The sequence below is a fragment of the Bacillota bacterium genome (assembly GCA_013314855.1).
Classification (GTDB): domain Bacteria; phylum Bacillota; class Clostridia; order Acetivibrionales; family DUMC01; genus Ch48.
In genome coordinates, this window is the sequence record JABUEW010000099.1 from 1 (window position 1) to 15737 (window position 15737).

The 15737-nt window shown below is 37.3% G+C and carries 12 protein-coding genes; 1 reads left to right on the forward strand and 11 read right to left on the reverse strand.

Going from position 1 to position 15737, the window contains the following annotated elements; all coding sequences use genetic code 11:
• Positions 1-680: hypothetical protein (locus HPY74_15220; protein NSW91994.1), on the forward strand; the 680-nt coding region annotated here is incomplete at its 5' end.
• A gap of 62 nt (positions 681-742) precedes the next feature.
• Here the strand turns inward: HPY74_15220 and HPY74_15225 are convergent.
• From HPY74_15225 to HPY74_15275, 11 genes are all read right to left on the reverse strand, one after another.
• Entirely contained in the window at positions 743-3430 is a 2688-nt protein-coding gene (locus HPY74_15225) for an S-layer homology domain-containing protein (GenBank protein NSW91995.1), read from the reverse strand.
• Positions 3431-3590: 160 nt separating this feature from the next.
• Positions 3591-5456, reverse strand: a complete 1866-nt coding sequence (locus tag HPY74_15230) for a polysaccharide biosynthesis protein (protein ID NSW91996.1) — start codon at positions 5454-5456, stop codon at positions 3591-3593.
• A 14-nt stretch (positions 5457-5470) separates the two neighbouring features.
• A complete protein-coding gene (murJ, locus tag HPY74_15235; GenBank protein NSW91997.1) occupies positions 5471-6991 on the reverse strand; it encodes a murein biosynthesis integral membrane protein MurJ in 1521 nt (506 codons plus the stop codon).
• 208 nt (positions 6992-7199) lie between these two features.
• A complete protein-coding gene (gene wecB, locus HPY74_15240; GenBank protein NSW91998.1) occupies positions 7200-8327 on the reverse strand; it encodes a UDP-N-acetylglucosamine 2-epimerase (non-hydrolyzing) in 1128 nt (375 codons plus the stop codon).
• Positions 8324-9199 carry a sugar nucleotide-binding protein gene (locus tag HPY74_15245; GenBank protein ID NSW91999.1) on the reverse strand — a complete coding sequence of 292 codons (876 nt, stop codon included), beginning with the start codon at positions 9197-9199 and terminating at the stop codon, positions 8324-8326. Before HPY74_15245 ends, wecB begins: the two co-directional genes overlap by 4 nt.
• Before the next feature lie 27 nt (positions 9200-9226).
• A complete protein-coding gene (locus HPY74_15250; GenBank protein ID NSW92000.1) occupies positions 9227-10291 on the reverse strand; it encodes a polysaccharide biosynthesis protein in 1065 nt (354 codons plus the stop codon).
• Positions 10292-10307: 16 nt separating this feature from the next.
• Positions 10308-11585, reverse strand: coding sequence for a hypothetical protein (locus HPY74_15255; GenBank protein ID NSW92001.1), 1278 nt, complete (start codon positions 11583-11585; stop codon positions 10308-10310).
• Positions 11567-12766, reverse strand: coding sequence for a glycosyltransferase (locus HPY74_15260; GenBank protein ID NSW92002.1), 1200 nt, complete (start codon positions 12764-12766; stop codon positions 11567-11569). Before HPY74_15260 ends, HPY74_15255 begins: the two co-directional genes overlap by 19 nt.
• A gap of 252 nt (positions 12767-13018) precedes the next feature.
• Positions 13019-14053 carry an NAD-dependent epimerase gene (locus tag HPY74_15265; GenBank protein ID NSW92003.1) on the reverse strand — a complete coding sequence of 345 codons (1035 nt, stop codon included), beginning with the start codon at positions 14051-14053 and terminating at the stop codon, positions 13019-13021.
• Position 14054: 1 nt separating this feature from the next.
• Complete coding sequence (locus HPY74_15270) at positions 14055-15437, reverse strand: nucleotide sugar dehydrogenase (protein NSW92004.1); 1383 nt, start codon at positions 15435-15437, stop codon at positions 14055-14057.
• Between the two features lie 174 nt (positions 15438-15611).
• The coding region (locus tag HPY74_15275; GenBank protein ID NSW92005.1) for an IS982 family transposase at positions 15612-15737 on the reverse strand (126 nt) is incomplete at its 5' end.

A 15737-nucleotide genomic window follows, 5' to 3' on the forward strand; every position in this document is an offset into this window, starting at 1 on the left:
ATATAACTGGCACAGATAAAGATGACGATACAATAACATTCGCTACAAGCGGAACTCTCTATGTTACTTCAGCAACCAAGATATTCAAAGTGACAGGACTTAAGAACTCCGATATCGTACCGGTTGAATGGGCATCAATTGAAAACGCAAAATCATTTGACGGAGTAAAAGGTGTAGTATACGCTGATAGCAGCAAATCACTGGCTAAGATGATAATTATTACTGACGGTTTTGATAAGCTTGCTGACAGCACTGTATATTATGGGTATATAACAGCAATGGCTAAAATAAATGCAAACGAGTACGAACTTACAATAGATCTTGGAGAAGAAGAAAATGTAGTATTCAACAAGAGCGAAATCGGCTCCGGAGTGGCTGTAGACACAGTAGTAAGCTACCAGTTGAACAACAGCAGCAAAGGTATCAAAGCTACTAAACTTGACGGTACAACCAAATACGTTGAAGACGTAGACGGTAGCTATGTGAAGTTTGTAGGTGATGCAAACTACACTAAGGTAAGCGCAGACGTAGTTGTATATGACATCGATGGAGACAAGAGAGACTTCGCTGACCTTGATGATGCAGCCGACGGAATAGCAAACAAAGTTGTATTCTATGCAAACGGTTCTGGTGTAATCCAGGTAATAGTAGTAGAAGATTTCGAAGCACAACTCCCGTAATACACTAAGAACTGAACTAAAAAAGATGCGGTGGTGAGTAGCCACCGCATCCTTTTTTTCTCCTATTGAAGAGCAATGTCCGTTACAACATCACTGTCATCAACAGTTATTTCGAATTTCAATTTAAGTCCTGTGGCTGTATCAGTAAAGGTAACTGTATAAATCCCTTCTCCACCAAGGGTTGTTCCGTCTACTGCCAGATTACTTCCAACAGCCAATGTACCACCGCCATTATAATTGTGGACGAAACTGAACGAAGAATTGTTTGTAAAGACAGCATCTCCGCCGGTAATCCTGTAACTGATTACTTCAGCAACTACATTAGCAGTGTAATCTTCGATTATGATAGCTTCAATTACTCCTGACCCGTTTTTGAACACTCTTATTTTGTTTGCAATATTCCCATCGCGGTCTTCAAGATCACCGTAATCTCTCTTATCACCGTCTTCATCATACACAACTACATTCTTGCTGACTTTAGTATAGATACTATCACCATAGAACTTCAGGAAGTAGTCATCTACATCGTAGATGTATTCAACAACACCATTCTGTTTTACTGCCGATATACCATTTCCTGCATTGTTAAGTCTGTACCTGATTACGGTATCAACAGCCACTCCAGAGCCAACTTGACTTTTATCAAATATAACATCTTCTTCGTCTTCGCCAAGATCTATTGTCAGCTCATATTCATCAGAGCTAATTTTAGCCATGGCAGTAACGTATCCGTAGTATATTGTCTCGTCCGAAAGCTGGTTAAAGTTGTTCGTAATAATTATCAGCTTGGCAAGCGATTTGGAACTGTCCACATACATCGCAGCTTTCACATCTGTGAAAGACTTCGCATTCTCAATTTCTGACCATGTCACTGGCTCAATATCAGCGTTCTTGGTGCCAACTACTTTAAATATCGCTGTGGATGATGTTACATAAGTAACACCAAATCCGGTTACGGTTATTGTGTCGTCACTTTTGTCAGTATCTGTCACATCTGCTTCAACTGCAAATGCATCGGCAATAACTTCCTGCAATTCACTTACTTCACCATATTTATTAAGTTTGTATCTTATACCTGCAAGGTCTCCGCTTAAAAGACCACCCGCTTCAGTAATTGATTTTTCGGCAATGTCGCTCAGTGAAATGGAAACATTATTTGCATCTTTTATAGTTGCATCCTCTGCTACCCTGTAAGTTACGATCTTGCCTTCAGTATTTACTAGCCTTACCAGGTCACCGTTAATATCCGAAGCATATTTGATGAATACAGCATAATTCCAGTCGGATGTAACACCGTCTACGTCACCAACTACATATATGGCCCTGCCTTCGTAGTCCTTGTACACTATTACATCTTCGCCGAGCAGGTCATCATAATCATCAACATCAGTCTTCTTGCTGTACTCGTCACCATCATCGGTGGAGTAGTACACGCTTGCCACCGTAGTCTCATTGATCTTGGTTCCGTCAACATATACTGCGCTGCCGGTTACCCTTGTCAGGGTTCCCTCATCCCTGTCGGAAGTCACCACTATGAAGTAATCGTCCCCGGTCTTATTTACAAATATTATATCATTAGCTTTGATAGCGCCCAGGGATGCTACCTTATGGTCTCTTATTACCGTTATGTCATCCGCATCAGCTAGCCTAAGCGTTCTTACCGAGCCTGTTCCAACGAAGTATTTAATCTCTTCCTTTGAGGTGCTTACGCTTGTTACCATTCCACCTCTTACGTAAGTCATATCGTAAAGGACGGCCTCGGTAATCCTGCTGTTGTTGATTATGAATTTGCCATACTGCCCGTCTGCCATGTCATTTACTTCATCTGCATCAATCGTAGTCCTATAGGTCTTTCCGGCATTGTAGAGCGTGATTTTGTCATTCCTTGTTACGTTATCTTCATCGTCTATTGAATCGTATATTACTCTGGAATCTGTGCTGATATACACTATAATGCCTTTGTATTTCCATGCGGTAACAGTGGCATGCAGAAGACCATCGATGACTATACCGTCTGCCACCTTAAGGGTATCACCGTCTATTACGATTTCCCTTTCTTCCTTGTCTAAGTCCTCCACTTCCTCCTCTTCGTATACCGTAACACCCAACTTTGTATTCAGAAGGGTTTTTTCGGCCATTACCGTATATTCTGTTGTATCTCCGTACGTAGTCCTGCCCATCAACTCAATCTCTAGTGAATTGTCAAGCATCTGGGCTACCGCTCCCCTGGGAGCGCCCACTCCTGCTACTACTATTACATCATCGGTAACACCCAGTTCAGCAGCTTTTGCCAAGTAGCCGGCAGGATATCCACCCATTACTGCCGGTTCATATCCAAGTGCCCTAACTATCATTGTTATCGCCTGTTCATACGTCACAGCGTCACCGGGGCCAAAAGCCGTATCGCTGTAACCTTTGATAACGCCCTGCTCGGTAGCCACGTTGATGTAACCCCATGCCCAACTATAGGCATCTGTTACGTCGGCAAATTTTGTGGGAATTGTTGAAAACTTTGCTGCCGCTTCCAGTCCGAGAGCCCTTACAACAAGCACTGCAAACTCAGCCCTTGTGATGGAATCATACGGTCTGAAGCCCCTATCGTCACCAATCATTATGCCGAGGGCGCCAAGCCGCATGACTGCGTCTTCGTATTCTGTTCCTACCACATCATCGGCCGGTGCTGCTGCTGCAAAGCTAACCGTTCCAAGCACCAAAGCCAGTGTAAGAACAAAGGCCAGAAGTTTCTTCATGCCTCACGTCCTCCTTTAATTCTATTTATGGATAAATTGTCATGTCACGCTGTATTTTTATCCATACATTTCCAAGACAATTATATCATTGGGTTAATTTGGTATCAATGAATGACGCCCAATTGTAATATAACTGTAATACTTTAGACAAGCTAAAGGATTATGTCGATATAGATATCTGAGAACATTGTTTCTTATATCCGGGTACCAGCTTATTTACAATAGACAGAGCTTCTTCCGTGTCTTCATCTATTAAGATATGCCTGAGACTTTCAAGTTCCTTCAGTGCTTCTATGTTATTTTCCAATGGCTTACCGATAAAAATCTTACTGTGTTTGGTTGCTTTTAAAACCTCCCGTTCCATAAACAGCTCCTCATACAACTTTTCCCCAGGTCTCAATTCTGTAATCTCTATCGGTATGTCTTCTCCCGGCTCAAATCCCGAAAGCCTTATTAAATCCTTTGCAAGGTCCATTATCTTAATAGGCTCTCCCATATCCAGCACAAAAATCTCGCCTCCCTCAGCCATTGCCCCTGCCTGTATTACCAGTTGGGCAGCCTCGGGTATGGTCATGAAATACCTCGTGATGTCGGGATGGGTAACCGTTACGGGCCCCCCTTCGGCAATCTGGCTTTTAAACAACGGTATAACACTGCCGCTGCTGCCCAATACATTGCCGAACCTCACCGCCGCATACCTGGTACCGCTGTGCTTATCCATCATCTGTACCGTCATCTCGGCAATCCTCTTGGTGGCCCCCATGACGTTTGTGGGGTTGACGGCCTTGTCGGTGGATATGAGCACAAACTTTTCGACGCTATATTTATCCGAACACTCAGCAACATTCAATGTCCCAAAAACATTATTCTTTATCGCCTCCGTAGGATTATCCTCCATTAGGGGCACATGCTTGTGGGCCGCAGCATGAAAGACAACATGAGGCTTATAAGCTTGGAAAATGCTGTCCAGTCTGGCCTTATCCCTTATAGAGGCAATCAGTATCTTGGTCTGGATTTCCGGATGGTTCCTTGTCAACTCAATCTGCAGATTATATGCATTGTTTTCGTATATGTCGAGTATGAGCAGGAGCTTGGGATCAAACCGCGCTATCTGCCGGCACAACTCCGACCCTATGGAGCCTCCTCCCCCGGTCACCAGTACCACCTTATCCCTGAGGTACCCCGATATCTCTTCTATGTTCAGGTCAACCGGCTCCCTGCCCAGCAGGTCCTCTATCTGAACGTCCCTTATCTGCTTTACATCCACCTTGCCGTCTATGAGCTCGTAGACCCCGGGCAGTATCCTCAGTTTGCTCCTGGTGTCCTTGCACATGTCTATGATATGCCTTATATCCTTCTTGTTGGCCGAGGGTATTGCAATGATTATCTCATCTATATCAAGGTCCCGGGCAACCTCCTTGACCTTCTCTATGGCACCCAAGACAGGGACGCCATGTATCCTTCTCCTATGCTTCTCTTTGTCATCATCAAGAATTGCCAGCGGCTTTGCATTCAGCTCAGGATGGTTTCTAAACTCCCTGATAACCATAGCGCCGGCTTCCCCAGCCCCTATAATAAGGGCATTTTTGGGATGCCCATTTTGACCGTTCAGTTTCAAGGCATGGTAAGTGCTCCCCATAAGCTCTCTCATTAGCCTGTACCCAAACCTGCTGCCTCCTATAAAGAATATATCCAGTATGAAGGCCAGGACATAGATGCTCCTCGGGAGGTTGGACTGCATCAGAAAGAGGTAGCTTATTGAAATAGCGTTAGCAACTCCAGCCGCGACAATAATCTGCAGCACATCAATAACTCCCGCATAACGCCACAGGTTTTTATACAAGCTAAAATAGTAAAAGGCAGCTATTTTTATTGCTATAAGAATAAAGGCTGTCTCAACGAATATATCGAAGTATTGCTTGGGTAAATTACCTTCAAACCTAATTATAAATGCAAATATGTATGATAAAATAATAAGCACTATGTCTGTTATTATTAATATTACTGGTCTATAATGGCTCCTCATGAAACTAACCCCCGTTAGCTATAAATGTTTAACTTCCTCTTAAGGCCAGATACAACCGCATCCACATCTTCTATCTTCATGAAACAGATTATTGCAAAGTATATTGCCGCACCCGCTCCTATAGTCAGTACCAGGGACAGATTAAAGTTCATCCTGGTAATTAGTATACCATAAACTGTTCTGGCAAAGACACCCATAATAAGTGATGCACATAAGATTTTTACAAACGAAATGGTTATGCTCTTCATCCCGAACGGACCGATTTTTTTCCTCAAGCCTATAAAGAGCAGCACGGTACAGAATATCGCGGATATGCTTGTCGCCAGGGCAAGGCCCCCAAGACCTAGGAATCTGGACAGGACAATGTTCAATATGATGTTCATCACTACAGCTATAGCCGCATTGACCATGGGCGTTTTTGTATCCTGCAAAGAATAGAAGGCCCTGGACAGAACCTCCCTCAAACCGAACCCAATCATCCCTATGGAATAGAAAAACAATGCATAGGAAGTCATGGATACTGCATCGGCATCAAAGGCCCCCCTGCCGAACAGGAGCTTGACTACCGGCTCTGCAAATATCATTGCCCCTACTGTGGCGGGGATAACCAGCAGGTTGATAGAAGTTATGGCTTCGGACAGTGTTTTCTTAAGCCCGGCCATATTGTTCTCCGCTGCCATTTTGGATATCATCGGGTACATCACGGTGGCTATGGATAAAACAAATATGCCCTGGACAAACCCGTTGAGCCTGTTGGCATAGTTAAGGGCCGATATCCCTCCCACCGCTATGCGGGAGGCCAGGGTCCTGTCCACCAGTGTGTTGATTTGATTCACCGAAGTGCCCAGTATCACAGGCAGTGATAAATAAATCATCCTCATCAAGTGCTTGTCCCTTTTATCAAGCACAAAACTGTACCTATATCCTTTTTTATACGCAAAGGGCAGTAAAAATATCAGCTGTGAAGCAATGGCCGCAATGATACCGACAGACAGTATAACTTTATTGAATCTGGAGCTTAAGACAATGGAAGCGATAATGATTATATTAAACGGGAAACCTATCAAGGCCGGAACCGTAAAGTTCTTCTGTATCTGCAAATAGCTCTTGAATATATAGGCTGTACCCATAAAAAATACCCCGAATATGCTGATACGTGTAAAGGAGACCGCCAACTTCAACGTATCCCCTTCAAAGCCTGAAGCAAACAGCTTGACAATGGGACCTGTAAATATCAACCCTATGAGAACAATAAAAGTGCAGACAAGAAAAAGGAAACTTATGAGGTTGTTTGAAAACCTGTCTGCCGCTTCAATGCCTCTTTCCTTTACAATGCTGCTGTATATGGGAATATAGCTTGTGGCTATCCCGGTACCGACAAAGGCAAATATAACGGTAGGAATGGTAAGGGAAATCAAGTAAGCGTCACTTATGCCGGACGCTCCATAAAAATAAGAGAGGGTAATCTCTCTGGTAAAACCAAGTATTTTTGATAGCACTTCAAGAAACATAAGAAGTAATGCAATCCGCTTCATTTAACTGTACCTCGTTAATTATTATGTCATATTCAGTTACAGATTTATTAAAATTAAATCTTACATAATTAAACTTCGTTTGCATTATTTACATAAATAGGAATTGTAATCATATACATTCATGGCTTATGCAGTATTATTCATCAAGTAATACTACCATTCTTTCAAGGTTGTTTACATAACAACACATCATCTATGATTTTTCCCCTTAAACCTTTTGCCAAATTACCTTATTTACTATTTTTGTATAACTCTGGATTATTCTTATTACCTTCACCGACACATTGGTGTCTATATAATCAGTCACAGGAGCAACTAACTCAGAATTTTCCCACATACTTTTGCACAGTTCAACAGCTTGTAAAACATCTTCTGTCTTTATACCACCTAAAATAATAGCCCCTTTATCTAAAGCTTCTGGTCTCTCTGTAGAAGTTCTTATTGAAACAGCAGGGAATCCCAGTATTGAGGCTTCTTCCGGAACAGTTCCACTGTCAGAAAGCACACAAAAAGCATTTAGCTGGAGCTTATTATAATCAAAGAACCCAAATGGTTTTAAACTTCTAATCAATGGATGAAATTCAAATCTCCTTTTTTTAATAATATTTTCGCTTCTCGGGTGGGTAGAGTAAATTACTGGTATTTTATAATGTTCTGCAATAGCATTTATAGCTGTCATCAATGATAAAAAATTATTTTCATTATCTATGTTTTCTTCTCTATGAGCAGATACTAAAATATATTTTCCTTCCTCTAATCCAAGCTTCTCTAAAATCTTGCTGTTATGGATTTTATCTTCATGTTTTTTCAAAACTTCAGTCAAAGGCGAGCCCGTAACGTAAATATGTTCTTTTCTATACCCTTCTGCCAGCAAATATCTTCTTGCATGTTCTGTATATGGTAGGTTTACATCTGCAATATGATCAACTATTTTCCTATTTATCTCTTCTGGAAGGTTTTGGTCGAAACATCTATTTCCAGCTTCCATGTGGAATATAGGTACTTTTAATCTTTTTGCTGGTATAGCAGATAAAGCAGAGTTTGTATCCCCTAAAATAAGTAGTGCATCAGGTTTTTCTTTCTCTAATATATCATAAGATTTAGCTATTATATTGCCTATTGTTTCTCCAAGATTTCTACCTACACTATTTAAATAATAATCTGGCTCGCGTATACCCAAATCTTCAAAAAATACTTGATTTAGAGTATAATCCCAGTTCTGCCCCGTATGAACTAATATATGATTAAAATATATATCCATTTTCTTTATTATCTCGCTAAGCCTTATTATTTCTGGCCTTGTCCCTACTATTGTCATAACTTTTAGTCTGTTCATGTTAATTCCCCTTTACCCAATATTAAATAATGTGGATATAACTCCTTGTGTTCTACAATCCATTCTTTCATTTCCTTTACCATATCCTCATATGAAGGAACAGTAAAATTAAAGTCTTTTCTGTTATTAATTAATGACTTATCTACAATAATATCATCACATTTATTTATAACTAGTTGATTGTTTCTGAAATACTTATTAAAAAGCTTAAGCAACTCGTATTTGCTTATCTTTTCATTATTTACAAGGTGATATAACCCAACTACGTTGTCTCCAAGTGCTTTTTCTATAGCTTTGGCTAAAGTAAGACTTGTTACACCTGTCCATATAGCTTTCGTATAACCGTTTATTGTCCCGTTTTGTTTCATGAACCAGTTAAACAAGCCCATGCCATTCTTATTAATATCTGGACCAATTATCGAATTTCTAAATGTTAAATCTTTATTGTTCTCTAATTCTCCCAGGGCCTTTGACCTATCATAGAATGTTTCACCATCTCTTAATGAGGTTTCGTTATAATTTCCAGTTTTGCCGGAAAAAACACAATCAGTGCTCATCTGAATAACTTTAGTCCTAGAATCTTTTAAGATATAACTAAGAAAATGCGGTAAATAACTATTCAGCAGTACGGCTTGATATTTGTTATTGTCAGCATTTTGATTTAGTATGCCTATGCAATTGACTACTGCATCATAATCACCTTTCTCAATAATACCTTCAACCAATTTAAAGTCTGTTACATCTCCAATGACATTATCACAAAAAGGAAAAGGCCTTCTGGAAAAAGTAACTATATTATGCCCCTGTTCTTTTAAAAATATAGCAATTGTGTGTCCAGCCATTCCGGTAGCCCCTAATATAAGAAATTTCATAACATCGCACCTCTATTCTAACTTTGATTATGGCATATTATCCTTAGTAACTGCAACTTCTTTTATATACTTGTTGCTCTTCCAGTCTTTTAATTCCTGTTTTATATAGTCTAGCTGTGATAGTTTTTCTTTAATCTGCTCAATGTTAAGACGCTCTGTATTATGTGAGTTATATTCATTGTATTTTGATAACTGTTCATTTCCTTGAATAAAATACTTGTCATAATTTAAATCGCGATTATCTGCAGGAACCCTGTAAAATTTCCCTAAATCCTCAGCCACCAGGTATTCTTCTTTTGTAAGTAACGTCTCGTAAAGTTTCTCACCGTGACGTGTACCAATTATTTTTATTTCATTATTTGCATCAAATATTTCTTTTACTGCCTGGGCAATGTCTTCTATCCTGGCTGCCGGGGACTTTTGGACCATAATATCTCCTGGTTGAGCATTTTTGAAAGCGTATACCACTAGCTCTATTGCCTCATCAATACTCATTAAAAATCTCGTCATATTAGGATCTGTTACCGTTAAAGGTTGTCCGTTCTTAATTTGCTGAATGAAAAGAGGGATTACTGAGCCCCTGGAAGCCATTACATTACCATATCGTGTGCCACATATTAAAGTTTTGTCCGGTGAAACAGTTCTTGATTTCGCAATAAATACTTTCTCCATCATTGCTTTAGAAATTCCCATTGCGTTAATTGGATACGCTGCTTTATCTGTTGACAGGCAGATTACTTTTTTTACTCCCAGCTCTATAGCTGCAGCAAGTACATTCTCTGTACCTATTACATTTGTTTTCACAGCTTCAAGAGGAAAAAACTCACAAGATGGGACCTGTTTTAATGCTGCAGCATGAAATATGTAATCAACTCCATACATTGCATTTTTTATACTGGATAGGTCTCTAACATCACCCAAGTAGAACTTAATCTTATCATTTTTATAATACTTTCTCATGTCATCCTGTTTTTTCTCATCTCGGGAAAAAATCCTTATTTCCCCTATATCAGTATTTAAGAACCTCTTTAAAGCAGCATTTCCAAAAGTACCCGTACCTCCTGTTATTAACAATGTCTTATCCTTAAACATTTCAATCTCCCTCTCGCTAACAAATTATATTGTATCGTTTATGGAAAAATATCCAGAAAAATAGTATAGCAAGATATGCAAAGTAATTTTCCGGTGCAATCATTAATTGATTATTTGCCGGAACAAAAACCAGCATAATATTCAGCGATGAAAAAAGTAATAATGAAACAGGATTTTTATATTTTAAAGCTTCTAAATATGCCACAGAATAAATTAATGCAATATAGAAGAAGAATATAAGGGATCCAAAGAATGTTAAATCCGATGCCAAGTACGGAAAAACTGTATGCCATTTCGACCAGGCCGGCCATCCAAATATCTGCTCCATTCTAAAAACATAACCGTCTATATAGAAAAAAGGAAATCCTAAAAACCTGTTAGCTATTACGGCTAGGGAATATGAATGGCCCAGACCGTATGTCCATTGAAAAGGTGTACGCAAGCAAAGCGATAGCCCATAATACCCACCTGCCAAATAGCTAGTTAGAAGGATAGATAATGGAAAGCCCCATTTGTCTCCAAATATTTTATAAACTATATGTTGCTCATCCATATAAACATGGTAGGAGGCCTTATCATTATAGTTATAAACATTAATTCCTATTGCATCATATCTTTCTTTAAGAATATAAGTTAATAGAAAAGCTGCTATTAATAATGTTACCAATATATATTTCCTGTACGCTTTTAATTTTTTGGGACTATAAATCACAGCATAAACACTTAATATATATATTGTTAAATCCCCGATAATTTTCTGCTTTCCTGTTAATATTATTGTAGTAAAAACAAGAAGTCCCCAGGAGAATATTAAAAGTATTTTCCATCTCTTACTGAGTTTTTTAAAATAATAAAGCCCTAGCACAATAGATGCCTGCTTAAAAATACCTGTAAACATTGTAAGTAATTCTAGTAATGAGTAACGTCTTCCCGAGTTTCTTACAAATCCAGTATAAAGGTCAACATATGCCTGGCCTAAGTCTTTTATAGCAAATCCATGCTTAAATATAAAATCAATAAAACTCCAAATAGATAAGATAAAAGTAATCATAATGCTAACCTTTGTGAATATCATTATCTTCTTTTCAATGTTTTCAAATCGCTTACAAGGCTTTGTTTTACTTGCTAATTCTATTCCTATAAAATAAGCGGTTATAAAGAGCAAGATAAAAACAGACATAAAACCGGCTACTGACAGCTTATTGAAATCTCTATATTCTAACGGTCCAAAAAAGCTAATAAGCATGGTAAATAATATGTATATGATAAAATATTTTAGCGGTTTGTATAACATATTGAATCCTCTATCTGTAATAATTTTTGAAAATATGATTTACTTTTTGTATAAAAGTTGTTTACGTTCATTGGATTGTTGTTCTGTATATATTCCTTCATATATTTCACATGTTCGTTGTCCAATACTATTGATTGAAGGACTGCTTCATAAAAACTAATTTCATCACATGTCTTAGATACAAAACCTGTTTTTTCGTTAATTATATACTCCCTCACATTACTGCTGGGAGTTGTTATTACCGGTGTATGACATGCGTATGATTCAGCCAGTTTTGTTGGAAACCCAGCAAGGGTAACCCTGTTGATCTCTCTTGCAAAAAGTGAAAAATCAGAATTTGATATTATTTCAATGGCAGCACTATGTACAACCCTACCTTTAAATTCTAAACAGTCATTTAGCTCTTTTACTCCTCTTCCTAATTCTGGATAGTATCTTAACAAAGATTCCTGGTCTACACCGGCAAATATGACCTTAAATTTATATCCTTCATGTTTTAACTTATAAAATGAGTTAATAATCCAGTCAAGCCTATCTTTTTCCCTAGATTTGCCTGGACTACCTACATAAGAATAAATTTTAAACTCTCTATCAAATTGCCTTTTTTCAACAGCATATTTCCGGTCTGTGTTATCAACCAAGCTGGGAATGTTTAAAGTATTACAACCCTTGCTTTTATAATAATCTACTAAATAATTGCTCGCACAGATCACGTTATAACATCTTTTATTTATGTGCCGCATTCTTAAAAAGGTATCGAAATCCTTAATCATGTTGCTAGGAAAAGTTCTTTTTGATTTCCCATACCATTCTGTAGCATCGGAAATAATTATTATATTATTTCTCTTACAAAATTGGCGAAGTTGTTCAAGGGCAATAGCTGGATAATTATATGCAACAATTGCACAAATTTTATTTATACCTATATGGTTAACTATGGTTTTAATGTAATCTATCCGTGTAATATATTTAAACCACTGCATTGGTGTTTTCGGATAGGGATATTCATATATAGTAAATTTGCCTAAATGATAACATGAATCAGTTATTTTAAACCCAGGTCTATCTTCCAATGAAGAGTTTAGTCCGATAATTATTACATCACATAATGTTACTTCGCTGATAATCTTACTGTTTGCTAATACACGATGTGATGAAGCATTCTTATCTGGAAGTTCCATTTCTCCTATATACAGTATATATTGGTTCACTAGTTGACACCTCTTAGCAAAATATACTTTATGTCTCTTGATTATGTGTACTTTCTCAAGCACTCTTCCAAAGATTCTTCCTATGTTTTTTATTATTATAAACTTGTCAGCTTAATGAACTCTTTATCCTATATAGCTGAAAAGCTTTAAATTTGAAAACAACTGTAAATGTGTAGATAAAATAGAAGATATCTTCCTAGATACTTAAATAATAAAATTATATCAATAATAATCTATATACCAGTTAAGAAACTTTTCTATACCTACATTAATACTTGTTTCAGGCCTAAACCCCACATCCCAAATTAAATCATCTACATCAGCATATGTAATGGGTACATCTCCATCCTGCATTGGTAAAAATTCTTTTTTTGCTTTTTTACCGATTCTTTCTTCCAAAATTTCTATAAAATTTATTAAATCTACCGGTTTGTTATTACCTATATTGTATACTTTATAAGGTGCAGTGCTTGTCCCAGGATCTGCTTTTTCTTCATCCCAATTTGGGTTTAACTTTGGAGGATTATTTAACAGTCTTATTACTCCCTCAACCACATCGTCTATATAGGTAAAATCTCTTTTCATATTTCCAAAATTAAATACCTTAATAGGTTTATCATTCATTATCGCTTCTGTAAACAAGAATAATGCCATATCTGGTCTACCCCACGGTCCATATACCGTGAAGAATCTTAGCCCCGTAGTAGGTAAACCAAATAAATAACTATATGTATGTGCCATAAGTTCATTAGATTTTTTTGTGGCTGCATAGAGACTTATAGGATGGTCTACATTATGGTGCACGGAAAATGGCATCTTAGTATTCATACCATAAACGGAACTGGAAGATGCATAAATTAAATGTTCAACTTTGTGATATCTGCACATTTCAAGTATATTCAAAAAACCTACTATATTGGACTGGATATATACATCTGGATTATTAATGCTATGCCTCACTCCAGCTTGAGCAGCTAAGTTAACTACTATATTGATTTTATTTTCAATAAATATACTTTCTAGTACTTCTTTATCCTTCAAGTCTGCATATATAAACTTAAACTTATTGTATTCTTTAATAATATCTAGCCTAGCCTTTTTTAAATTTACATCATAGTAGTCATTTAAGTTATCTAATCCAATAACTCTGCATCCTTCATCAAGTAATCTTTTAGATAAATGAAACCCTATAAAACCCGCAGCCCCTGTTATAAAATATATTTTGTTTTTATCTAGCCCTTTAAAGTCACTTTTCATCTTACAACCTCCAGTATAGATAGTTCAATTCTTCCGCTTCTTTGCGGCTGAAAATACCTTTGATATCAATTAGAACATATTTCATGCTAAAGTTATTCTCTTCCATTTCTCTTGCAGCAGCAATTTCTTCAAAAGCATCTATAGTTTGTTCTTCATAATCTTTATATAAATTCTTTAAGTTTTCTAACTTAATAATTTTAAATTCGTCATGGGCAACTGCAAATACTATTGCATCCAAGTTGCTTAAATCTTGCATTTTACTCAAACAGATATTATACTGTTCTCTTACCTCAATGGCATCTGCAATTGGATCTACTACCATCATTTCTATTCCATATTCTTCTAGTTCTTTTATAATATCTATTACTTTTGAATTTCTTACATCAGGGCAATTCTCTTTAAATGTTATCCCCATTATAGCCACTCTGGAACCTTTAATCTGCTTGTCCGCCTTAATAAGACATTTAACCGTATTTTCGGCTACATATTTAGCCATATAATCATTTATTTTTCGTCCGGCAAGTATTATCTGTGAATGATATCCTATTTGTTCGGCTTTATAAGTAAGGTAATACGGATCTACTCCTATGCAATGTCCACCTACCAATCCAGGATAAAACCTCATAAAATTCCATTTTGTGCTGGCCGTTTCAAGTACTGCTTTTGTATCAATACCTAATTTATTAAATATAATTGATAGCTCATTCATAAAAGCAATATTTATATCTCTTTGTGAATTTTCAATGACCTTTGCCGCCTCAGCTACTTTTATGCTTTCCGCCCTGTATACTCCAGCTTCAGCTACCAGTTCATATACTTTTGCTATTATATCAAGTGATTCTTCATCCATACCCGATACTACTTTAACTATTGTTTCTAACCTATGTACTTTATCCCCAGGATTTATTCTTTCCGGGGAATAACCAACCTTGAAATCTAGCCCACACTTATACTTTGATTCCCTTTCTAATATAGGTACACAAATCTCCTCTGTAATACCAGGATATACCGTTGACTCATATACTACTACTGAGCCTCTTTTTAGATTCCTTCCAACTATTTCACTAGCCTTGATTAGCGGATTCAAATTGGGAGTTTTATCAGTATTAATAGGTGTGGGAACTGCAATTATATGAAATCTGGCTTCGCCAAGTTTTTTCTCATCCGAAGTAAATAACACGGTAGTATGCTTTAATGATTCATTCCCTATCTCATTTGTTACATCTATTCCTTGCTTATATTTCTGTATCTTTTCTTCATTAATATCAAACCCTATTACATCTACTTTCTTTGCAAACGCTATCGCAAGAGGTAGCCCTACATATCCTAGCCCTATTATAGAAAGTTTTTCTCGTTTATTCTTTAATGAATCGTAAAGATGCATTTCTTCTCCCCCTTCGATATAAATACTAGTTATATTGCTACAATTTTCATAAAGTAACTCGTTGTGCTACCTGATATATCACAGGTTATAGGAATATTATGGTAACCCAAAAGGTTATGGTATCCCTGCAAAGGATAGCATCAAGCATTTTTAAAGAATGAGTATAAGGATTACTTATCCGAATACTAACTCTTTGATCCTTGAAACGTTAATATCTCGGCCTATAAGCTTATTGATGTAGTAACAAAGGTTGTAGGCCAAAAGCTTGGTCTTTATCCTGGTTATAAGGCCCCAGTATGA

Coding starts and splice junctions, on each gene's coding strand:
- HPY74_15225 (NSW91995.1), bottom strand. CDS start 3,430: ATGAAGAAACTTCTGGCCTTTGTTCTTACACTGGCTTTGGTGCTTGGA.
- HPY74_15230 (NSW91996.1), bottom strand. CDS start 5,456: ATGAGGAGCCATTATAGACCAGTAATATTAATAATAACAGACATAGTG.
- murJ (NSW91997.1), bottom strand. CDS start 6,991: ATGAAGCGGATTGCATTACTTCTTATGTTTCTTGAAGTGCTATCAAAA.
- wecB (NSW91998.1), bottom strand. CDS start 8,327: ATGAACAGACTAAAAGTTATGACAATAGTAGGGACAAGGCCAGAAATA.
- HPY74_15245 (NSW91999.1), bottom strand. CDS start 9,199: ATGAAATTTCTTATATTAGGGGCTACCGGAATGGCTGGACACACAATT.
- HPY74_15250 (NSW92000.1), bottom strand. CDS start 10,291: ATGTTTAAGGATAAGACATTGTTAATAACAGGAGGTACGGGTACTTTT.
- HPY74_15255 (NSW92001.1), bottom strand. CDS start 11,585: ATGTTATACAAACCGCTAAAATATTTTATCATATACATATTATTTACC.
- HPY74_15260 (NSW92002.1), bottom strand. CDS start 12,766: ATGGAACTTCCAGATAAGAATGCTTCATCACATCGTGTATTAGCAAAC.
- HPY74_15265 (NSW92003.1), bottom strand. CDS start 14,053: ATGAAAAGTGACTTTAAAGGGCTAGATAAAAACAAAATATATTTTATA.
- HPY74_15270 (NSW92004.1), bottom strand. CDS start 15,437: ATGCATCTTTACGATTCATTAAAGAATAAACGAGAAAAACTTTCTATA.